This is a genomic window from Rufibacter hautae, assembly GCF_008271695.1.
GTDB lineage: Bacteria > Bacteroidota > Bacteroidia > Cytophagales > Hymenobacteraceae > Nibribacter > Nibribacter hautae.
Genome location: NZ_VKKY01000002.1, coordinates 713,797 through 734,797, shown reverse-complemented (window position 1 = coordinate 734,797; position 21,001 = coordinate 713,797). Strand labels below are relative to the sequence as shown.

The window sequence follows — 21,001 nt, the reverse complement described above, 5'->3', positions numbered from 1 at the left end:
ATGGATAGGTCCATATTGATGGAGGTATGCGTAGACTCCGTCCAGTCTGCTATCTCGGCGCAGGTAGCCGGGGCGCAGCGGGTTGAACTCTGCGACAATTTGGTGGAGGGCGGCACTACGCCCAGCGCAGGCCTTATTCAACTTTGCCGGCAGCACCTGTTCATTGGCTTGCACGTCCTCATCCGGCCGCGCCGGGGCGATTTCCTTTACTCAGGCCTGGAGTTTGAGGTCATGCGGCACGACATCCTGATGGCCAAGCAACTGGGCGCCGATGGCGTGGTTCTGGGGGTACTCCTCCCCAACGGCAATATTGACGTGCCCCGCACGCAGGAACTGATCAACCTGGCCCGCCCCATGAGCGTCACTTTCCACCGGGCCTTTGACCTCACGCCAGATCCTTTTAAGGCCTTGGACGATTTGCTGTACCTGCAGGTAGACCGGCTGCTCACCTCAGGGCAACAGCCCACAGCCCCAGAAGGTGCGGATTTGATTTCGGCGCTATGCCAAAGAGCCGAGGAAAACCTCGCCATTATGCCCGGCGGCGGCATTAACGAGGACAACCTCACGGCGCTCCTGGAGAAAACCGGTGCCACGGAATTCCACGCCTCGGCCCGCGAGTTCAGGGAAAGCAAGATGACGTTCAAAAGAGAGGACGTTACCATGGGCGGCAATCCGTTGACCACCGAATATGGCAGTATGACGGCCTCTCTGCCCAGAATAACCAGATTGTTGGACTTAGCCCGGCGTACCTGAAGCCCTTTCTTGGCAAATGGCCAAAGTTTTATACTTTTAGCTTTGTTTCAACTTCTGTTTTAACGGCCTTTTGTGAAAAGGAGCCTTAAAATATCCCAGAAGTCTTTTCCCGCGTAAGCCTCGGAAATAATCCTTAGGCTTTAGCCGTTGGCACAGTAAATAAGATAACCCATGCCCAAAATTCTGATCATAGATGATGAACGTAGCATCCGCTACACCTTAAAGGAGATTCTGGAGTACGAAAGCTATACCGTAGACGAAGCCGAAGACGGCGAGCGCGGACTAGAGATGCTGCAGAAAAGCAAATACGATGTGGTGCTCTGCGACATCAAAATGCCCAAGCTGGACGGGATGGAAGTTTTAGAGCGGGCCCAGATCCTGGTGCCGGACACGCCCTTTATCATGATTTCGGCGCACGGTACCATTGACACTGCCGTGGAGGCCACTAAGAAAGGGGCCTATGATTTCCTGGTGAAACCCCCTGATTTGAACCGCCTGCTGGTGTCGGTGCGCAACGCGCTGGACAAAGCCACACTGGTGACCGAGACCAAAACCCTCAAGAAGAAAATCTCCAAAACCTATGAAATGGTGGGCGCCTCACCTGCCTTGGGCAAGGTTAAATCGGCGGTGGCCAAGGTAGCGCCTACTGATGCCCGCGTGCTCATCACAGGCCCGAACGGAGCCGGCAAGGAACTGGTGGCCCGATCCCTGCATGAGCAAAGCAACCGTGCCTCTGGCCCGTTGGTAGAGGTGAACTGCGCCGCCATTCCCAGTGAGTTGATTGAAAGTGAGTTGTTCGGGCATGAGAAAGGCTCCTTTACCTCGGCGGTGAAGCAACGCATCGGGAAGTTTGAGCAAGCCAATGGCGGCACGCTGTTCCTGGACGAGATCGGGGACATGAGCCTTTCGGCGCAAGCCAAGGTGTTGCGTGCTTTGCAGGAACACAAGATCACCCGTGTGGGGGGCGACAAAGACATTACCGTGGATGTACGGGTGGTGGCGGCGACAAACAAAAACCTGTTGGAGGAGATTGAAGCCAAGAACTTCCGGGAGGATTTGTACCACCGCCTGAGCGTAATCCTGATTCACGTACCACCGCTAAACGAGCGCCGCGAAGATATTCCGGACTTGGTGGAGAAATTCCTGCAGGACGTGGCCCGCGACTACGGCAACAAACCCAAGAAAATCACCCCTGAGGCCCTCACCTACCTGCAAGGTTTGGATTGGCGCGGGAACGTGCGCGAGCTCCGCAACGTGGTAGAACGCTTGGTGATCATGAGCGATGAAACCATAACGGAGGAAGACGCCCGCGCTTACGCGAAGTAAAAACCTGTCCATTCATAAAACAGAAGCGCCTTTCAGCCCATGGCTGAAAGGCGCTTCTGTTTTAAAGCTGTTTTTACAAAAACAGGGCTAAAGCCTTAACTTACAAGCAGGTTACAACCTCTTACATCTGAGTTGTCAAAGCGGCCCAGAATCTCAAAAGAGCCGTCTTGGTAAAGTTTGCCCAAATCCTTGGTTTCAATGAAGGCGCAGGAATCTACGTTGGCCAGGTCTATTACGTTCACGCCACCAGAGCCACTACCTGGTAGAACGGTGAGCGGATCGTTCACATCACGCACCAGTACCCGTAAGGTGCGCGAGGGCTGGAAAATACCGCCTCCGGTGGAATAGGCCTGAGACAGCAATTCCGTCATGCCGTATTCAGAGTGGATGGCCTCTACCCTGAAGGCTTGGGTAAGAACGGCGTGCAACTCTTCTCGCACCATTTCGCGCCGGCGGCCTTTCATGCCCCCGGTTTCGAAGATGGTGATGCCGCTCAATTCACCGGCACCTGGCTCCTCGGCTACATCCAGCAGCGCATAGGTCACCCCGAAAAGGTACACTTTCTTTCCCTCAGCTTTGGCTTTTTGCACGGCTTCGCGCAGTTCCTGGTGGTTCCGGAGGTAGAAGCCCGGTTCAGCCTGTCCGGTTGCTTTGATGAAATAGTCTACCATCATTACCAAAGAGGAATCCCCCTGCTCCAGGTAAGAAGGTAGCAGGGCGAGCACCACACTTCCGGCCAAGGGACCGTAGGTTTCCTCAAATAGGTGTTGGGCATGCTGCTGGTAAAACCCAGTATCAGAAACCAGGTGCTGGCTCCGCTGCTGTAAGGTGGTACCGCTGCTTTTGAAAATAGCCTCTGGCCTAAACAAGTGCGACTGAACGGTGTGGGTCTTGAAGAACTCGATGGGCAGAAAGGGAATCTGGCTCAGTTCTCTTACCTGGCCTGGGTCTTTCTTCAAGTTCTGGATGTACTGCCGGTACACGGAGTTATGCTCGGCCTGGTATTGGAACAAGGCCAAGGCTGCGGCCTCAAAATTCAGAGGGCCTTTCTGGATGATCTCCTTTTTGTACTCTTCGGGAAAACCCATGGGTGAGGATGCTAATTTATACAACAAAGTAAGCAAGTGCGCGTTAGGATTTGTACCTTAGGTGCTCATAATTTTACTATGAAAAGACATAGACTCTTCTTAGGCTTGGCCTTTGTACTTGGTTCTCTGGGGTTAACCTCCTGCTACGAGAAGCCAGATTTTGAGCTTACCCCTAACCTTACCTTCAGAGGAATTGAGCAGCGCACCATGCGCAACGCTACCAACACCACCTATGATTCCCTGATCATTGTGGTCCGGTTCCAGGATGGTGATGGGAATTTAGGATTATCCGAGACCTTGTACCCAGAAGACATCCAGCCTCCCTTTAATCCCGGGGGCGAATACTTCTACAACATGATCTGCAACATCTACAAAAAGGTGAACGGCAATTATGAGCGGGTTTTGGTGAATGGCAACCCTATTAACTACAATGGCCGTTTCCCCAGAGTTTCCACTGAAGGCCGTGATGAACCTTTGGAAGGCGACATCCGCTACAGCATCAATATTTTCCAAAGTACATTTAGCCCGCTTCAAGCCGGAGATACCATCAGGTTTGACGTGAAGGTGATGGACCGAACCCTTCATGAAAGCCAAACGGTGACTACTTCAGACGTGATTCTGTTTTCAAAGCCTCAGTAAAAAACATTTCATTTTCCTCTAAAAGCCAGCGGCCTGCTTCTGTGAAGCAGGCCGCTGGCTTTTAGAGGAACCTTGGACTTAAAACAAGGATGGGAAACTCTCCGGATCTGCCTCGTTCATGATGGCGTACACTCTTTCAAATACATCCTCGGCGCTTGGCTTGGAGAAATAGTCTCCATCTGTAGAGTACGAAGGCCGGTGATCCTGCGCCGACAGCGTAGCCGGTTTAGAGTCTAACCAGCGCCATGCTTCCTGCTCATCAATTACTTTCTGCAACATATACCCAGTGGCTCCGCCAGATACGTCTTCGTCGGTGATGAGCACGCGGTTAGTTTTCCGGATGGAATCTGTAATCAGGTGCTCCAGGTCAAAAGGCAGCAAAGTTTGCACGTCAATCACCTCAGCGGAGATGCCTACAGTTTGCAGTTGCTCGGCGGCTTCCATGACAACCCGGCACATAGAACCGTAGGTCACAATGGTGATATCGGTACCTGATCTCAGGACTTCCGGCATGCCCAATGGCACGGTAAACTCCCCAATGTTCGCTGGAATGCGTTCTTTCAAGCGGTATCCGTTCAGGCATTCCACTACCAAAGCTGGTTCGTCAGACTTGAGCAACAGGTTGTAGAAACCGGCGGCCTGGGTCATATTACGGGGCACCAGCACGTGCATGCCGCGCAAGCTGTTCAGGATCATGCCCATAGGCGAACCTGAGTGCCAAACGCCTTCCAGACGGTGCCCGCGGGTACGCACGATCATAGGGGCTTTCTGGCCGCCTTTGGTCCGGTACTGCAGACTGGCTACGTCATCGCTCAGTATTTGGATGGCGTACAAAAGATAATCCAGGTACTGAATCTCAGTGATAGGGCGAAGGCCTCTCAAGGCAGCGCCTATGCCTTGTCCGGCAATGGTGCACTCCCGGATACCGGTATCAGTTACCCGCAGTTCACCATACTTGTCCTGCAAGCCAGCGAAGGCCTGGTTTACGTCTCCAATCTTCCCTACGTCTTCCCCGATGGCGAACAAGCGGGGCTCACGGGCCAGTGCGGCGTCAAAGCAAGCTTGCAGCACCTCGCGGCCGTCTACCATGGGGCTGCTTTCTGTGTATTCAGGTTTGATCTCTTCCACCAGCAAGGCAGACTCGTCAGACTGGCTGTAGAGGTATGAATTGTAGCGTTCCGCGTTCTCACCCTGTACAGTCTCCAACCATTTGACTAGATCACGCTTGGCTACGCCTCTTTCCTTGCGCACAAAGCGCAGAGCTTTCCGGGCTGCCTTCAAAGCATCTGACCGCAGCGGGTTGATAGTTTTGGCTAGTTCCTCCCGGAGGGAAGCTATTTCTGAGGCGTTTTCTGAAATACTGTTGGAAAGCTGCTCCAGCAGGTGCAGGCACTGGTTGTGGTCTTCCTGAATGCCAGCGTTGAAAGAGTTCCAGGCGGCTGCCCTGGCCACACGTACGGCTTCTTTGGCTTCGGCCTCAATCTGGTTCAACTCTGCGTGGTCGGCGTAGCCACTGGTGATAAGCCAATTGCGCATCTGCTTGATGCAGTCATACTCTTCTTCCCAAGCCAAGCGGTCTTTGGATTTGTAGCGCTCGTGCGAACCTGAGGTAGAGTGGCCCTGTGGTTGGGTTACCTCCTCCACGTGAATGAGCACGGGCACGTGCTGCTCACGGCAGACTTGGGTGGCTTGCTGGTACACTTCGCACAGGGCGGCGTAATCCCAGCCTTTCACTTTGAAGATCTCATATCCCTGCTCTCCGGGAGCTTCACGTTGGAAACCGGCCAAAATCTCAGAGATGCTGCTTTTAGTTGTTTGGTAATGGGCCGGCACCGAGATGCCATAACCGTCATCCCACACCGATACCAGCATGGGTACCTGCAACACGCCGGCGGCGTTGATGGTCTCGAAGAAAACCCCCTCTGAAGTAGAGGCGTTGCCAATAGTACCGAAGGCGATTTCATCTCCGTTGTGGGAGAAATCAGTGAATTGGTGCAGCTCTGGGTTTTGTCTATATAACTTGGAGGCGTAGGCCAATCCTAAAAGGCGAGGCATCTGCGCTCCTGTAGGGGAAATATCAGCGGAGGAGTTTTTGGCTGTGGTCTGCGGTTTCCATTTGCCTTCGTCGTCCAGGAGGCGCGTCCCGAAGTGCCCGGTCATGCTGCGTCCGGCGGTGGAAGGCTCCTGCTCCACATCGGTGTGGGCATACAGTTGCGCGAAGAACTGCTGCACGGTCAGTTCGCCAATGGCGAACATAAACGTCTGGTCCCTATAGTACCCTGAGCGGAAATCGCCGGGGCGGAAAAAACGGGCCATGGCCAACTGCGCCACTTCCTTTCCGTCGCCGAAAATCCCGAATTTGGCTTTACCCATGAACACTTCTTTCCGGCCAGTTAAACTGGCCTGCCGACTCTCGCAGGCAATGCGATAGTCTTGCAACATCTCTTCTTTTGTAAGGGAAAGCTGAGTAATCCGTTCAACGGTTTGCATGCGTTATCTTATAAGGTCCTATAAGGATTTTTAAAGTCAAAACTACGTAAGTTTTACCCCATTTTCAAATGCCATGGCTTTGATTCTGGTCTTAGAATTGATTTTTAGTAGCTAACCGAACTAATTTTTATTATTTTTGTTTGCTCACTTAACGGGCCATAAAACTGAATCTTATCTTAAAGAATTATGAAAAAAATCTATCTATTGCTCACTTTAGCCCTGATGGTACTTACCCAAGGAATGGTTTCGGCCCAGGGGATTCTGACCTTCGAAAAAGACACCCATGAATTTGGCAATGTGAGCGAAGGCGTACAAGCTGTTTACGAGTTTAAATTCAAGAACACTGGAAACCAGCCGGTAGTAATTTCGCACGTGCAGGCTTCCTGCGGCTGCACCACGCCAGAATGGCCTAAAGAGGCAATTTTACCAGGCAAGACCGGCGTAGTGAAAGCGGGTTATAACAGCGCTGGCCGCCCAGGAGCTTTCAGCAAAACGTTGACCATCACTTCTAACGGTAAACCTGAGACCCAGTCTCTGTTCATCAAAGGAACTGTAGTTCCTAAAGATGCGGCCCCTGCTCCTTCTGCCCACTCTGCGGAGGAAGTTGCCAAATCCCCGAAGATAGATGTGGCCAGCACCACCTTTGACTTCGGAAAATTGGAGAAAGGCCAGAAAGCCACCGCTAAGTTTACCCTCAAAAACACCGGCAAAACAGACCTGAATGTGACCGGAATCCAGACTGCCTGCAACTGTGTGGCCTTCAAGATGAGCCCATCGGTAGTAAAAGCAGGACAATCTGCAAAGTTGGAACTTACCTACAGCCCTCAGGTGTTACAGGACAGAATTGAGGCAGTAACGCTGGTTTCAAATGACATCACAGTCTCTTCCACCACACTTACTTTAAAGGCCAAAGTAGTAGACAGCCTGGCAAAACAAAGTTCAGTTAAGGTTAACAAGGCGTCAGTGCCTTTTAAATAGTTTTTTCATAGTTTTATTTTGTACTAATGGCAGTAACGGTGTTGCTGCCTTTTTTTATGCCCATACTTCCCTTTTGGGCCTTTTTTATAAAATGAAGCTTTAAACTATCTTCAACCAAACAAACGTTAATTAAAATAGGTCTGGGGTTGCAAATCTCATAGGTGCTTGGTGTATATTTGTGCACTTTTTCACCACCTTATAAAAAATCGCAGAATGATTATTGGTCTTCCGAAGGAGATAAAAAACAACGAAAACCGCGTGGCCCTCACCCCCGGTGGCGTGGCGGAATTTATAAAAAACGGACACACCGTGTATGTACAGGCTACTGCCGGTGAAGGCAGTGGTTTCTCAGATGAGGAATATGCCCTGGCTGGCGCAACCATCCTTCCTACCATTGAGGAAGTGTACGGCATTGCCGAGATGATTGTGAAAGTGAAAGAGCCGATTGATCAGGAATATAACCTTATCAAGGAAGGCCAGTTATTGTTCACTTACTTCCACTTTGCTTCTTACGAGCCCCTCACCCACGCCATGATCCAGCGCAAGGCAACCTGCCTGGCGTATGAAACCGTGGAGTTGAAGGACCGTTCTCTTCCTTTGCTTGTGCCTATGAGCGAAGTAGCCGGCCGCATGGCGCCACAGGAAGGTGCGAAATACCTGGAGAAACCTTTGAAAGGCCGCGGCATTCTGTTGGGCGGCGTACCCGGGGTGAAGCCAGCCAACGTGTTGGTTCTGGGAGGTGGAATCGTAGGAACGCAAGCGGCCAAGATCTCTGCCGGTTTCGGAGCCAACGTGACCATCATGGACATTAGCCTGAAGCGTCTGCGCGAGTTGGATGACATCATGCCAGCCAACGTGACCACGGTGATGTCTAACCACTACAACATCAAGGAAGCCATCAAAACCGCTGACTTGATTATTGGGGCGGTGTTGATCCCAGGCGCGAAAGCTCCTCACCTCATCACCCGCGAGATGTTGAAAGACATGCGTCCGGGTACCGTATTGGTGGACGTGGCCGTAGACCAGGGAGGTTGCATTGAGACCTGCAAGCCTACCACCCACGAGAACCCAACCTTCATCATTGACGACGTGGTGCATTACTGCGTGGCCAACATGCCAGGTGCGGTTCCTTACACTTCTACCCTTGCCCTCACCAACGCTACCCTGCCTTACGCTTTGTTACTGGCCAACAAAGGCTGGAAACAAGCTTGCCAGGAGCGCGACGAGCTGAGACTCGGCTTGAACGTGGTGGACGGTAAAGTGGTGTACCCAGGTGTGGCCGAAGCCTTCGGTCTGCCGTTGACCGATGTAGCTGAAGTATTAGCGTAATCTAGCTAACCTAAACAAAAAGGCCGTCTCTCCTTAGAAGGGACGGCCTTTTTGTTTGCCATGGTTTTAGGTCCGTTTTATCGAAAGCAAGCCTAAAATATAAATATTACATCCAGCTGTTAGCTAGCATTTTAAGTCAACAAAACACACGTACTTGTTTATAGGCCGATTTCCTGGAAAGAAGGCAAAACCGGAATAGGCGTAATCTGCTTTGTTTCATTATGCACGTGCCAGCAGTAATGGTCCCGCCCGTTGCTCACCATGAGGAAAGGTGCGCCTATGGTTTGGTTATAAACGGCTACTTGCCTGACGGTGGCCTCGGTGATGGGCACGTGCACGGCTTTGCATTCCACTAACAAGAGCGGTGAACCTTCTGTGGAGTAGACCCGAAGATCGGTGCGTTTTTGCAGGGTATTGTATTTAGTGCCGCGCTCCACGCTCATTAGAGACAGAGGGTAATTCAGGTGGGTGTGCAACAAATGGATGATGTGCTGCCGTACCCATTCCTCTGGGGTTAACACCACATATTTGCGCCTTACCTGGTCCAGAATAAATTTTTTCCCTTCAGAATCCTTAAGTTTGTAGGAATACGCCGGCAATGAAAGCTGTTCCATGCCTCAAAAGTACAAACCTTGAAGCAGAGCTGCCGTTTTCAGACCGATTTTCTCAAAATTGAACCAAAATAAACTATGAAGACCAAAAAGGAGATTGTAGAAAACTGGTTGCCCCGCTACACCGGGCGGCCGCTAAATGAGTTTGGGGAATACATCCTTTTAACCAACTTCCTCAACTACGTGGTCATGTTCGCCGATCAGTTCGGGGTGGAGATCAAAGGCTCAGACAAACCCATGCAGACGGCTACCGCCCAGAACATCACCATCATCAACTTCGGGATGGGCAGCGCCATGGCAGCCACGGTAATGGACCTGCTGTCGGCAGTGAAGCCGAAGGCGGCTTTGTTCCTGGGCAAATGCGGTGGGCTTAAGAAATCCCGATTGGGCGACCTAATCTTGCCTATCGCGGCCATCCGCGGCGAGGGAACCTCAGATGACTACCTTCCACCGGAAATCCCGGCTTTGCCTTCATTCCGTCTACAGCGGGCCGTGTCGTCCATGATCAAGAAGCACGAGATGGACTACTGGACCGGCACCGTCTACACCACCAACCGCCGCGTGTGGGAGCATGACGAGGAATTTAAGGAGTACCTGCTTTCCATCAGGGCTTTAGGCGTAGACATGGAAACCGCTACCATCTTTGTGGTGGGCTTCATGAACGATATTCCGCACGGCGCCCTGTTGTTGGTGTCTGATAATCCCATGACCCCAGACGGCGTGAAAACCGCCGAGAGCGATCTGAGAATCACCGCTGATTTCGTGACCAAACACCTTCAAATAGGAATTGACTCATTGCTGGAGCTGCGTGACTCCGGCGAATCTGTGAAGCACCTGCGCTATGAATAGAAAGTGGAGTACCCTGGGGCTGTCTGCCATTTTCGGCCTGTCCCTCCTATCTTCCTGTAGCCGCGGTGAGAAAGCCGATCTGCTCGTGTATAACGCCAATGTGTACACGGTGAATGCCGGTTTTGACAAAGCACAGGCCTTTGCCGTGAAAGACGGAAAAATCCTGGAGGTGGGCACCTCCGATGGCTTGCGCCAGAAGTACAAAGCTGCCCAAGAGGTAGACGCTCAAGGCAAACCGGTGTACCCTGGCCTCATTGACGGCCATGCCCACTTCTACCGCTACGCCATGAACCAGCGTGAGGCAGACCTGGTGGGCACCACCTCTTTTGCCGAGGTAATCCAGCGCCTCCAGAAACAGCGCCAGGAACATCCGGATGCCGCCTGGCTGACTGGCCGAGGTTGGGACCAGAACGACTGGAAAGTAAAGCAGTTCCCTACCAAAGACACCCTAGACCAGCTCTTCCCGGATCTGCCGGTATTGATACAGCGCGTGGATGGCCATGCTTTCCTGGCGAACCAGAAGGCCCTTGACTTGGCGGGAATAAATGCTCAGACCCAGGTGAACGGCGGCCGCGTGGAAGTGAAGAACGGCAAACTGACTGGCATCTTGGTAGATAATGCCGGCGATTTGGCTTCTGAGAAAATGCCGATGCCTTCGGTAAAAGAACTGACCGAGGTATTGAAGGAGGCGGAGCAGAATCTATTTGAGGTGGGTATTACCACCGTGGTAGATGCAGGCTTGCCCAAAGATGCGGTGGATCTTCTGGACTCCCTGCAGAAGAAAGACGAGCTGCGCGTACGCGTGTATGCCATGCTCAGCCCAACCCCGGAGAATAAGGCCCATTTTTTCAAAAACGGCCCCTATTCAACTGACCGATTGAATGTGCGGTCCTTCAAAGTGTACGGCGATGGCGCTTTAGGATCAAGAGGCGCTTGTCTGATCCACCCGTACTCTGATAGACCAAATGAAACGGGTTTCTTGTTGGAGACGGTACAAGCCTACAAAGATTTGGCGGCAGAGATTTACCAGCACAACTTCCAGATGAACACCCACGCCATCGGGGATTCTGCCAACCGGGTGATCCTGCAGATTTACGGCGATAACCTGAAAGGCAAAAACGACCGCCGCTGGCGGATTGAACACGCGCAGGTAGTAAACCCTGCCGATGTGCCGTTGTTTGGTAAGTACAGCATTCTGCCCTCGGTGCAACCCACCCACGCTACCTCAGACATGTACTGGGCCAGCGAGCGCCTGGGCTTGGACCGGGTAAAACACGCCTACGCTTTTAAGGCTTTGCTGCAGCAGAACAACATCCTGCCGTTGGGTTCAGATTTCCCGGTAGAGCACATCAACCCTTTGTTCGGCTTCCACTCGGCTATTGCGCGACAAGACGCTGAGAATTTCCCTGAAGGAGGTTTCCAAATGGAGAATGCCTTGACCCGCGAAGAAGCATTGCGGGGCACCACCATCTGGGCCGCCTACGCCAATTTTGAGGAAAAACAGAAGGGCAGTATAGAGCCCGGCAAAGTAGCCGATTTTGTGATCCTGGACCAAGACATCATGACCATCAAACCAGAAGCCATCAGAGGAGTGAAAGTGATCAGCACTTATCTTAACGGCGAAAAGGTGTACGGCCAGAAATAGTGTTTTCAAGGTGTTTTCCTGAAAACAAGCCTAAAAGAGAAAGGGCATCCATTTAGTTGGGTGCCCTTTCTCTTTTCATATAGTATCTACTTTTAAGCCACGGTGGCAGTCACGGGAGCCAGTTTGCGGGTTCTGATGGAAAACAGTACAATTAAACCTATCACGAAAAACACAAGTAAGGTCAGGATACTGTTGCGCATAGACCCGAAGATCTGCTCGGTAATCCCGAAGGAAAGCGTTCCCAGCGCCAAACCTACTTTATCGCAGATATCATAGAAGCTGAAGAAAGAGGCGTGGTCGTTCGTCTCGGGGAGCAGCTTGCTGTACGTAGACCGGGAAAGCGACTGCACCCCGCCCATTACGGCGCCCACCACAAAGGCCAGCACGTAATATTGGTTGCCGGTCGTCACGAAATACGCCCCGATGGTAATTCCCACCCAAACCACTACGGCATACATGAGGGCCATGGTGTTACCCACTTTCCCGGATAGCCAGGCAAAGAAGTAAGCCCCGGCAATGGCAACGGCCTGGATGATGAGCAACACCGTGATCAAAGCGGTATCTGGCAGGTTCAGTTCTTTAGACCCAAACAAAGAGGCCACATACATCACGGTCTGTACGCCCATGTTGTAGAAGAAAAAAGCCAGGAGGAAACGCTTGAGCAACGGCAGTTCTTTGAGCATGCCCAAAACTTTGCCCAGTTCCCGGAAGCCATTGAGCAGGTAACCGCCTTCTTTCTCCTTCGGGCTGCGGTTGTTGGGCAGGTAGGCGAAGGAAAATTGGGCAAACCCGAACCACCACAAACCCGTCATCAAAAAGGAAATCCTGGCCGGGAGACCATCGTCCTCAATCCCCACCAGATCCGGGAAAAGCACCAGGCCCAAAGAGAGGATCAATAGGATCATACTGCCAATGTACCCCAGCGAGAAACCACGGGCGCTCAGCTTGTCAAAGTTATCCTCGGTGGCTATCTCTGGCAGGTAGGAATTATAAAAAACGATACTGCCGCTAAACCCGATGGCCGCCACCATGAACAGCAGCAACGAGACAGAAAACGTCTCTTGGGTGAAAAAGAATAGGCCCATACAAGCCGTGGAACCCATGTAGCAGAAAAAACGCATGAAGTTCTTCTTGTTGCCCCCGTAATCTGCGATGGCCGTGAGCAACGGACTCAAAAAGGCTATGGTAAGGAAGGCACCGGTCAAGGCGTAACTGTACAGCACCGAGGCAGAGATCTCCAACCCAAAAAAACTGACCAGGTCTCCCCTGTCACCTTTGGTAATGGCCACATAGTAAATCGGGAAAATGGCGGTGGTAATAACAAGCGAGTAAACGGAATTGGCCCAATCATAAAAGCACCAGGCTCTCAATACTTTAGGGTCATTTTTCTTAATGGTTTGCATCATAGGGGCAGGCCTGCCGGGGTAAAGCTCAGTTTGGGGTTCTAGTTAAGGAAAATACTCTAATAAACAGGTATGGTTCTTTGATTTTAAGGCGAAAATATAGGATGACTCGCAGGTTCTTATATCTTTGCAGTACACTTAACTTTATGCATATGGGTACACCTCTACTTACCCAAGACCAGGAGTTGCACACCCTGCTCAAAACCAATGAGACGCTTTTCATGGAGACGTTGTTCAAGCAGTACTATACCCTGCTTTGTAGAACGGCTGTGCGTTTCACCAAAGACACCGAGGCCGCCGAGGACTTAGTGCAAGAAGTCTTCTGCAAGATTTGGCAAAACCGGGAGGTGCTGGAAATCAATACCTCTTACAAAGCCTACCTTGTCCGGTCTGTCACCAACCAGGCCTTGAACTACATTGAGAAGCAGAAACGCCTGGTCCTTTCTGAGGACACCACTCCTTTTGAATCTACCCTTTCTGCCAACACCACCATGGAGCTTCTGGCAGGAACCGAGATGGAAGGGCGTATTCAGCAGGCGCTCAATGAGTTGCCGCCCCAGTGCCGCCTCATTTTTGAGATGAGCCGTTTTGAGGAACTTACCTACAAAGAAATTGCCGAAACGCTGGAGCTTTCCCCAAAAACGGTGGAAAACCAAATGGGTAAAGCCTTACGCATTCTGCGGGAACATCTGCTATTAATGTTCTTAACCTCTTCATTTATTGCTGCCTTAGCCTAGGCAAACAAAACCATCACATTAGTTTAGAAAATATTGACGTGGGCATAGGGGTCCGGGGACTTTTATCTGTCATATATACACCACGACACTAACACTACCATGACACAAACAAAACCTGACCACATCGAGAACCCTGAATGGGTCTTGATGGCTAAAGCTTTGCGGGGGGAACTGACGGATCAAGAACAACTAGCGTTTTCTGCCTGGTTGAACGAAGATGACGCCCACCTGCAACAATGGACCGAAGCCCTGGAAGTCTGGGACGAAGTAGGTACCGAACAAAACCAAACCTTCAACCCAGATGCGGAACTAGCCTGGACCAAGCTCAGCGCCAAGTTGGAGCTCCCTACTGAAACTAAAGTAATCCCACTGATTCCTGCGGAGCCGCAAGCATATGAGGCGTCCCAGGAAACCGTTGAAAGACAGCTTTTCCCTTGGAACACCCTGTACAAGTATGCCGCCGCCTTCGTACTAGCCGCTGGTTTGGCTTGGATAGGGTATTTGCAGTTTAACACCAATCCGGTTGCCTGGACCCAAGTAGCCACCGCAGCGGGCCAGAGACAGCTGATCTATTTGCCGGACAGCAGCCAAGTCACGCTGAACGAAAACTCGGTCCTGCGCTACCATACCGCCTTCAAGGGGGCTGAGCGCAGGGTTGAGCTCGTGGGGGAAGGGTTCTTTGAGGTGCGTAAAAACCCTAACCAGCCATTCGTAGTGAAAAGCGGAGATGCCCAGACCAAGGTACTGGGAACGTCTTTCAATGTGCGGGCCCTTAAAAACGAGGCTGATGTTTCTGTAGCAGTGTATACCGGGAAAGTGGCCCTATCTTCTTTGAAAGACAAAAAGCAGGTACTGCTCACCCCTGGCTTTACGGGGCACCTTGCCGCCAACGGACAGCTTAACCGACAAGAAACCCAGAAGTCTGCTGCTACCACTTGGCGGAGCCTGGTGTTCAAAAACACGTCTATCCAAGCCGTAGCAGATCAACTGGAGGAATACTTCAAAGTTTCAGTGGAAGTTCCTAACCAGAGCCTGCAGGCATGTACTTTTACCGGTACGTTTGAGAACCCTGAACTGCAAGAGATCTTATCCGTTCTGAAGGCTTCCTCAGACCTTAAGGTAAACCAAACTGCCACGGGCTCCTATACCCTGGATGGCGCAGGTTGCAAGTAAGAACTTTCACCTGCCAGAATTGTGAACTCCATTTATTATTCAAAAGGATGCTACTTCCTTTTGCTTTGCCTTTATGTCTTCCTTTTTACCTCTTGTGATATTTTGGGCACAGGCCCATGCAAGAAAGGTAGCGGTGAGACTAAAACAGAGCAAAGGGAGGTAGCTTCTTTCAAGACGATAGACATGCGTATTGGGGGGAACGTTCATGTTTCCGCCGGCTCCAAGTTTTCGGTTAGTGTGCAAAGCTTTGCTAACCTGCTACCAGAGATTCTTACCGAGGTGGAAGGGAACGCTTTGGTTATTAGATCAGAATCCTGCCTGGAGTACGCAGACGAAGACACGAACATATACATCTCCTTACCCGATTTGAAGGCTGCCGAGTTAAAGAGCTCTGGCTCTATGCGCCTGCAATCGGTCCCTTCCTCAGGGTCTTTGAATATCAGTTTAACAGGTTCAGGCTCCATCAGGTATATCGGAAGCACAGACAGAATCCATGTCCAGAATACAGGGTCTGGCAATGTAGAACTAGAGGGCTTTGCCAACCATCTGGAGACTACCCTTACCGGCTCTGGAAACATCCAAGGGTATTTTCTACATGCAGACACGGCAAAAACCAAGTCCACCGGCTCAGGATTTCAGAAAATCTGGGTAGACAAGATCCTGGATGCTACGGTTACCGGAAGCGGAAACATTTACTATCGGGGGTACCCCTACCTGGTATCTACCTTCACCTCCGGAAGCGGAAAGGTATTCAACGACAACTAAAAAAACGGCTGCCCAATCTAAGGCAGCCGTTTTTATTGCATACTTAACCTACCCTCTAGCTAAAGCCGAAATTATATCCTTTGAGGTCTTTCCGCATCCATTCTAGGTTTTAAGTTGATTTCTAAAAACAAAGCCACAAACTGTTTTTAAGACCAAGGGTACTTTCTACTTCTTTTTCCGAAAACGGCTAATAAACTAAGAACAAGGAGGTTGGACAGGAATTTCTTTACTATATTTTAATTATAGGATTTTGTAAATATTCATGAAATGCGGAAATTAGCAGGCAAGTAAAATTCCCTAGCTGACCATCCACAATTTTCAAAATCCAGGCTTTGCTTAGACATCTACCCATATTTCTGTGCGCTATTTTCCTGATCCTTTCCTCTCCGAGATCAGAAGCGCAGGATTTGCCGGATGAGGTCTCGGTTACCTATCATTACCAAGGGAAACCGCTGGAACAAGTGCTCCAGGACCTGCAAAGGCGCTATTCTTTGAACTTCTCCTACAGCGACAGCCAGCTCCCCCTAAAAACACCGATTTCCTGCACTGCTAATGCCCTTCCCCTGGAAAAAGCCTTGCAGGCTTTGTGCCGGTGCGCTGACCTTTCTTTTCAGGTGATAGGTGAACAGATTGTATTAAAGCCCAAGAGTGCCACTACCGTCTCTACTGTTCCTTTATCAGCCTATACCCAGACCTTAAGGGGAAGCGTGGTTGACGCCAAGCTAAAAACCCCTTTAATAGGAGCTACTGTTATACTTTTATCAATGGAACCTACCCGGGCGGTGAGCACGAATGCGGACGGCTCATTTGTGTTGGAGAAAATACCCATTGGCAGACACTACCTCAAGGTGACCTATTTAGGTTACAAAGAAGGCGAGATCTCTAACATCATGGTAGTGTCTGGTAAGGAAACCATAGTATCCGTGCAATTGGAGGAGAGCTTTATTCAGCAGGCTGAGGTTGTGGTAGTGGCAGAACGAGACAAAACCCTACCCCAGAACCTGCTTATCTCCTCTAGCGTGCATACCCTTAGAACCGAGGAGATCAACCGGTTTGCCGGTTCACGGCAGGACCCTAGCCGCATGGCCGCCAACTACGCCGGTGTTTCCAGTGCTTCTGACCAACGCAATGATTTGATAGTAAGAGGCAACTCTCCCTTGGGTGTTCTCTGGCGCCTTGAAGGCGTGGAAATTCCCAACCCCAATCACTTTACTTTTACCCCAAACACCGGAGGCGCCTTCAGTATGCTCAACAACAACCTGCTGGCCAACTCTGACTTCCTTACCGGTGCCTTCCCAGCCGAGTACGGAAACCGGATTGGGGCTGTGATGGATGTACGGCTGAGGGAAGGAAACAACAAAAAGGTTGAGAACACCCTGCAATTGGGTTTGAACGGAATGGAAGTAGTCACCGAGGGTCCGTTGGTGAAGAAATGGGGAGGCTCCTTTTTGGGAAGTATGCGCCTGTTCACCTTCCGTCCTTTGGAAAGAATTGGCGTTAGTATTGGCTATGAAGGTCTCCCCCGTTACCAGGATGGTGCCTTTAAATTGGTGTTGCCCACCCCCAAGGCGGGTAAATTTACGGCTTGGGGAATAGCAGGCAGTAGCAGTGTCACCATCTATGACATAGACCAGGACACCACCACTTGGGGAAAGGTCAGATACCGCCTGGAGCCCACCCTCTATAACCAGATGTATGCCTTCGGGGTGCACCATACTTATTCTAACATCCCCAAAACCGTAACGGAGTTGATCATATCCGCCTCAGGTAGCCAGGTGGAAGCCACTAGCATCGCTAATTACCGGAACCATACCTCTCGGTTGTTTTATTACCTGCGCAATTTTGAAAAGCAACTCATTACCCGGTTCAATGTCACCCATAAGCCCAACCACCGGATTCTGGTCAAAAGTGGATTAACCTGGCAGAAGATGTACTACAACAACCAAGAAATCATGTACCAAGACCATAGGGACGTGTATGAGATTCCCTTGGATGCCCAGGGTGCTGCCTCTCTTTTACAAGCTTATCTTCTTTCAAAAATCTCCCTTACTCCCCGGCTGGATTTTCAGGCAGGCCTCTACAGCCAAAGGTTTTCAATAGGTGACAGGCTAGCCGTAGAACCCAGGCTCTCCTTAGACTATTTTATCTCTGATGCTCAAAAGCTGTACCTCTCGGCTGGGTTGCACAGCCAAACCCAACCATTGGTGTATTATGAGTACCGTTTCTTCTCCCAGGAGAAACCAGAATTCAACCAGCCCTACAACCAACTGGACTTCACCAGAAGCCGCCAGGCGGTGCTTGGCTATAATTATAACATTAACTCCAGCTGGCGCCTAAAAGCTGAGGCCTACTACCAATACCATTATAAAGTACCAGTTAGCAAAAGAGAGGGAGAAGAAGCTTTCTCCATGCTTAACCTAGGTACCGATTACAGCTTTGTGACTGTAGACAGTGTGGTGAGCAAAGGAACAGGTAAAAATTACGGTCTGGAACTTACAGCAGAGCGATTCCTCAAAAATGGGTACTATGCTTTGGGCAATGTATCCTTTCTAAAATCTTCCTTTACCGGAGGTGATGGCCAAAAAAGACCTACGGCATTTAGCATAGGATATATTTCTAATTTTTTGATAGGCAAAGAATTCAACTTAGACAATTCTAACCGACACCATTTATCCGTAGACTTAAGGGTAAATTATTCCGGTGGAAGAAGGTATATCCCCATTGATGAAATAAGAACCAAAAACGAGGAAACAGATAAAATCTACTACGATGTAGCCCACGCTTATCATCCAAGATTAAGGAGATATTTCAGAACTGATCTACGGTTGTCTTACCAGCTAAACACCCCCAAAACTACCCACTGGTTTTTTGTGGCAGCAGACAACCTCACCAACCGTAAAAACGAGTTGTATTACGGTTGGGACCTAGAACAGAATGAAGCTAAAACCTATTACCAGTTAGGCGTTTATCCTTACTTGGGTTATAGGGTTCAATTCTAAAAATAGGGAAAGTACTTATTTAGCATATAAGGCTGTTTTCTTTATCCTTTCCAAAATAAATTCCCACAAATGCTCATAGGGAATAATCTCTATTTCAGCATAAGCATCACCTGGCGTGGGGGTTTTCTGCAATTTATGGTATAAATAATGGCCCTTTTTATGGGTTGTACTGTACTCAAAATTAGATCGGACTAACACTGTTAAGAGTTTAAAAAATATGCGGCTACGCTCACTAAAACTATCTTTAAAATGATGTTGCGCATACTTTTTCAAGGAATCCACCCTATATTCCAATGCTTCGTAATCCACAATTTCCAGGTAATACATCACTTGGAGAATAAGAATAGCGACGTTGAACCCCTCCTTGTCTTTGCTGTAAGAAGGTGAATTTTGCACCAAGCTTTTCCATTTCAAAGGGCTTTCTTTTTGAGGAGCAATAAACTGTAAATACGCCTCTAGCAAGGTCCACCTTTCCTGCGCCAACTTGTTGATTTTCTTTATAAAAGGGTTTTCCTGTACCTGATGGAGCAACATATGCGCTACCTCGTATTTCTTCGCATGGATGGCTAACAAGGTATAGTTCTCCATGTAAGCAAACCAGTTATTGCTAGATGTGGAGAACAAAGGCAGGTACGTATTGGCCAGAACCAGGCCTTCTTCCAATTTTTTAGCTCTTAAGTGCGCGTAAACCTGAATGAATTTATTAAACCTTATATCAATTCTATTAGCGACGAACTTGTGTTCCTGCAGCACCTTTTCTGACATGTTCGTCACCAGAACTATTTGGTCAAAATCTCCCGTTAATTCATGTGACCAAATAGATAATCTGTAATAGTTATGGAAAGTTTCAAATGTATGAGCTTGCTGCCATAGGGCTAACATCTTACTTAAGACTTTGTCAATCTGTTTCAGGTAATTCTTTCTAGCCACTACAGAGCCACTTAACTCAATACTAGCCTGCATAAAAAGTAGTTCAGATTCCTGGTCTGCCGTTAGCTTTGGGTTTAATTCATTTAATTGATGTAGGGCTTTATAGAAGAATGCTTTTTCTTTTAGGTTTATACAAGATTGCAGCACAAGTCTTAAGCAAAGAGAGGAAATATAATTGAAATCGTATTCTACGGTTTTGGTCAAAACCTGCTTTAAAAGAGGCAGCGCAATATCATTGCCCCCGGCATCTATTAATACCCTGGCTTGGTAAAACTTGGCTAAACAATTCTGCTCAACAGAGTGGGAGGCTGGCAACCCATCTCTCCTATCATCCAAAAGGAAAAGCTGATTCATTAACTTTTTCCTCAATCTTGATTTAATCATTTTTAAGCCATCTCTCTCATCACTGTCTCCGTAAAGTATAGCTTTTGCTGATTCTTCATCCGAAATGTTGCCTTTCACAACTTCCAGATAAAGTCGTTTCTCTTTAGAGTTGTTGGTAAAAATTTGTGGAGAAATACCACCTCTCTTTTCTATTATGCGTATGATTTTTTTCAGTTCCTCCATCTACTTAATTCAAGTGCATCATATGTAAATTAGGCCCCTAATTTTTGAATAATTGCAATCAATCTATAAATTGTAAAATATATTTAGTTAAGAAACTTACCTATCTTTTAGGATCAAATAAGTTAAAAACATTTATATTAAAAAGGGTTTTCACGTTTAGTTATATTTTTTATATGTTTTTTCATAGTTAAACAGAGGACACTTGTTTCCTTTATTTCCAGAGTACCAACAGCGTAAATTTGTTTTATACTTTAATCCTATAAACGTCATGGTAGAATTACTTATCGCTCTGCTCTTACAACTCTCGGTTTTAACAGGAAACACCGCAGAAAACAAAGAAAAAAACAACACCAAAACCAATTCCACAACATCTGGTACAACCTCTACTTATTCCACTCAGACAACAACCACCACAGGTGGTACTGGGACAAGTTCAGGGGAAACTGGTTTTGGTGGATCCGGAACTTGGGACACCAGAGACTAAGTACTTCTTTTCAGCTATAAAAGATAGATTAACGTCTATCTGCATGAGTTCTATCATTGGGCTAAGGCTATTTGGGGCAAGTTTTGTAATATTGAGCGCGGCGTATGCCTGTACTTCTTGCTCTCTATGAAAAACTACTGCGCAAAGAGCCTTAGCTTACTTTTTTTATGGCTTTTATCTTGCTCTTCTCCTTCCAAAGAACCGGCCATAAAAGTAAGGTTTGCCCAAGACCCTG

The 21,001-nt window shown here is 49.2% G+C and carries 17 protein-coding genes; 12 read left to right on the top strand and 5 right to left on the bottom strand.

Annotated features, from left to right (window positions below):
• Together FOA19_RS11890 and FOA19_RS11885 are read left to right on the top strand one after the other, a co-directional pair.
• Entirely contained in the window at positions 1 to 753 is a 753-nt protein-coding gene (locus FOA19_RS11890) for a copper homeostasis protein CutC (protein ID WP_149091037.1), read from the top strand.
• A 171-nt stretch (positions 754 to 924) separates the two neighbouring features.
• The gene (locus tag FOA19_RS11885; protein WP_149091036.1) at positions 925 to 2,079 is read left to right on the top strand and encodes a sigma-54-dependent transcriptional regulator; all 1,155 of its coding nucleotides are present in this window, start codon (positions 925 to 927) and stop codon (positions 2,077 to 2,079) included.
• 95 nt (positions 2,080 to 2,174) lie between these two features.
• On the opposite strand, the gene FOA19_RS11880 is transcribed toward FOA19_RS11885, so the two are convergent.
• Positions 2,175 to 3,167 (bottom strand): acyl transferase, encoded by a 993-nt coding sequence (locus tag FOA19_RS11880; protein WP_190300382.1) that lies wholly within the window; start codon positions 3,165 to 3,167, stop codon positions 2,175 to 2,177.
• Positions 3,168 to 3,245: 78 nt separating this feature from the next.
• On the opposite strand from FOA19_RS11880, the gene FOA19_RS11875 reads away from it, so the two are divergent.
• Entirely contained in the window at positions 3,246 to 3,806 is a 561-nt protein-coding gene (locus FOA19_RS11875) for a hypothetical protein (protein WP_149091035.1), read from the top strand.
• A gap of 78 nt (positions 3,807 to 3,884) precedes the next feature.
• On the opposite strand, the gene FOA19_RS11870 is transcribed toward FOA19_RS11875, so the two are convergent.
• On the bottom strand, positions 3,885 to 6,248 hold the full coding sequence (locus FOA19_RS11870; protein WP_223808863.1) for an alpha-ketoacid dehydrogenase subunit alpha/beta: 2,364 nt from the start codon (positions 6,246 to 6,248) through the stop codon (positions 3,885 to 3,887).
• Between the two features lie 234 nt (positions 6,249 to 6,482).
• Here FOA19_RS11870 and FOA19_RS11865 point away from each other — a divergent pair, with 234 nt between their 5' ends.
• Both FOA19_RS11865 and ald read left to right on the top strand, forming a co-directional pair.
• Positions 6,483 to 7,274, top strand: a complete 792-nt coding sequence (locus tag FOA19_RS11865; RefSeq protein WP_149091033.1) for a DUF1573 domain-containing protein — start codon at positions 6,483 to 6,485, stop codon at positions 7,272 to 7,274.
• Positions 7,275 to 7,487: 213 nt separating this feature from the next.
• Entirely contained in the window at positions 7,488 to 8,603 is a 1,116-nt protein-coding gene (gene ald, locus FOA19_RS11860) for an alanine dehydrogenase (protein WP_149091032.1), read from the top strand.
• 158 nt (positions 8,604 to 8,761) lie between these two features.
• Here the strand turns inward: ald and FOA19_RS11855 are convergent, their stop codons facing one another.
• Positions 8,762 to 9,217 (bottom strand): type I restriction enzyme HsdR N-terminal domain-containing protein, encoded by a 456-nt coding sequence (locus FOA19_RS11855; RefSeq protein WP_149091031.1) that lies wholly within the window; start codon positions 9,215 to 9,217, stop codon positions 8,762 to 8,764.
• A 75-nt stretch (positions 9,218 to 9,292) separates the two neighbouring features.
• Here FOA19_RS11855 and FOA19_RS11850 point away from each other — a divergent pair, with 75 nt between their 5' ends.
• A complete protein-coding gene (locus tag FOA19_RS11850) occupies positions 9,293 to 10,063 on the top strand; it encodes an AMP nucleosidase (protein WP_149091030.1) in 771 nt (256 codons plus the stop codon).
• A complete protein-coding gene (locus tag FOA19_RS11845; protein ID WP_149091029.1) occupies positions 10,056 to 11,708 on the top strand; it encodes an amidohydrolase in 1,653 nt (550 codons plus the stop codon). Before FOA19_RS11850 ends, FOA19_RS11845 begins: the two co-directional genes overlap by 8 nt.
• Positions 11,709 to 11,800: 92 nt before the next feature.
• On the opposite strand, the gene FOA19_RS11840 is transcribed toward FOA19_RS11845, so the two are convergent.
• Positions 11,801 to 13,114: an MFS transporter gene (locus FOA19_RS11840; RefSeq protein WP_223808862.1), complete on the bottom strand. Its 1,314-nt coding sequence runs from the start codon at positions 13,112 to 13,114 to the stop codon at positions 11,801 to 11,803.
• Positions 13,115 to 13,263: 149 nt separating this feature from the next.
• Between FOA19_RS11840 and FOA19_RS11835 the strand changes: the two genes are divergently transcribed.
• From FOA19_RS11835 to FOA19_RS11820, 4 genes are all read left to right on the top strand, one after another.
• Positions 13,264 to 13,848 (top strand): RNA polymerase sigma-70 factor, encoded by a 585-nt coding sequence (locus FOA19_RS11835; protein ID WP_190300381.1) that lies wholly within the window; start codon positions 13,264 to 13,266, stop codon positions 13,846 to 13,848.
• A 99-nt stretch (positions 13,849 to 13,947) separates the two neighbouring features.
• On the top strand, positions 13,948 to 15,021 hold the full coding sequence (locus FOA19_RS11830) for a FecR family protein (RefSeq protein WP_149091027.1): 1,074 nt from the start codon (positions 13,948 to 13,950) through the stop codon (positions 15,019 to 15,021).
• Between the two features lie 21 nt (positions 15,022 to 15,042).
• Positions 15,043 to 15,786, top strand: coding sequence for a head GIN domain-containing protein (locus FOA19_RS11825; RefSeq protein WP_262713904.1), 744 nt, complete (start codon positions 15,043 to 15,045; stop codon positions 15,784 to 15,786).
• Between the two features lie 332 nt (positions 15,787 to 16,118).
• On the top strand, positions 16,119 to 18,785 hold the full coding sequence (locus tag FOA19_RS11820) for a carboxypeptidase regulatory-like domain-containing protein (protein ID WP_149091025.1): 2,667 nt from the start codon (positions 16,119 to 16,121) through the stop codon (positions 18,783 to 18,785).
• Between the two features lie 15 nt (positions 18,786 to 18,800).
• Here the strand turns inward: FOA19_RS11820 and FOA19_RS11815 are convergent, their stop codons facing one another.
• Entirely contained in the window at positions 18,801 to 20,282 is a 1,482-nt protein-coding gene (locus tag FOA19_RS11815) for a hypothetical protein (protein ID WP_149091024.1), read from the bottom strand.
• A 202-nt stretch (positions 20,283 to 20,484) separates the two neighbouring features.
• Between FOA19_RS11815 and FOA19_RS11810 the strand changes: the two genes are divergently transcribed.
• Entirely contained in the window at positions 20,485 to 20,766 is a 282-nt protein-coding gene (locus tag FOA19_RS11810) for a hypothetical protein (protein ID WP_149091023.1), read from the top strand.
• Positions 20,767 to 21,001 lie beyond the last annotated feature (235 nt).

What these genes read in the sequence shown, in the direction of transcription:
- FOA19_RS11880 (WP_190300382.1), bottom strand. Translation starts at nt 3,167, where the DNA reads ATGGGTTTTCCCGAAGAGTACAAAAAGGAGATCATCCAGAAAGGCCCT.
- FOA19_RS11840 (WP_223808862.1), bottom strand. Translation starts at nt 13,114, where the DNA reads ATGATGCAAACCATTAAGAAAAATGACCCTAAAGTATTGAGAGCCTGG.
- FOA19_RS11855 (WP_149091031.1), bottom strand. Translation starts at nt 9,217, where the DNA reads ATGGAACAGCTTTCATTGCCGGCGTATTCCTACAAACTTAAGGATTCT.
- FOA19_RS11875 (WP_149091035.1), top strand. Translation starts at nt 3,246, where the DNA reads ATGAAAAGACATAGACTCTTCTTAGGCTTGGCCTTTGTACTTGGTTCT.
- FOA19_RS11850 (WP_149091030.1), top strand. Translation starts at nt 9,293, where the DNA reads ATGAAGACCAAAAAGGAGATTGTAGAAAACTGGTTGCCCCGCTACACC.
- FOA19_RS11865 (WP_149091033.1), top strand. Translation starts at nt 6,483, where the DNA reads ATGAAAAAAATCTATCTATTGCTCACTTTAGCCCTGATGGTACTTACC.
- FOA19_RS11885 (WP_149091036.1), top strand. Translation starts at nt 925, where the DNA reads ATGCCCAAAATTCTGATCATAGATGATGAACGTAGCATCCGCTACACC.
- FOA19_RS11845 (WP_149091029.1), top strand. Translation starts at nt 10,056, where the DNA reads ATGAATAGAAAGTGGAGTACCCTGGGGCTGTCTGCCATTTTCGGCCTG.
- FOA19_RS11870 (WP_223808863.1), bottom strand. Translation starts at nt 6,248, where the DNA reads ATGTTGCAAGACTATCGCATTGCCTGCGAGAGTCGGCAGGCCAGTTTA.
- FOA19_RS11890 (WP_149091037.1), top strand. Translation starts at nt 1, where the DNA reads ATGGATAGGTCCATATTGATGGAGGTATGCGTAGACTCCGTCCAGTCT.
- FOA19_RS11815 (WP_149091024.1), bottom strand. Translation starts at nt 20,282, where the DNA reads ATGGAGGAACTGAAAAAAATCATACGCATAATAGAAAAGAGAGGTGGT.
- FOA19_RS11830 (WP_149091027.1), top strand. Translation starts at nt 13,948, where the DNA reads ATGACACAAACAAAACCTGACCACATCGAGAACCCTGAATGGGTCTTG.
- FOA19_RS11835 (WP_190300381.1), top strand. Translation starts at nt 13,264, where the DNA reads ATGGGTACACCTCTACTTACCCAAGACCAGGAGTTGCACACCCTGCTC.
- ald (WP_149091032.1), top strand. Translation starts at nt 7,488, where the DNA reads ATGATTATTGGTCTTCCGAAGGAGATAAAAAACAACGAAAACCGCGTG.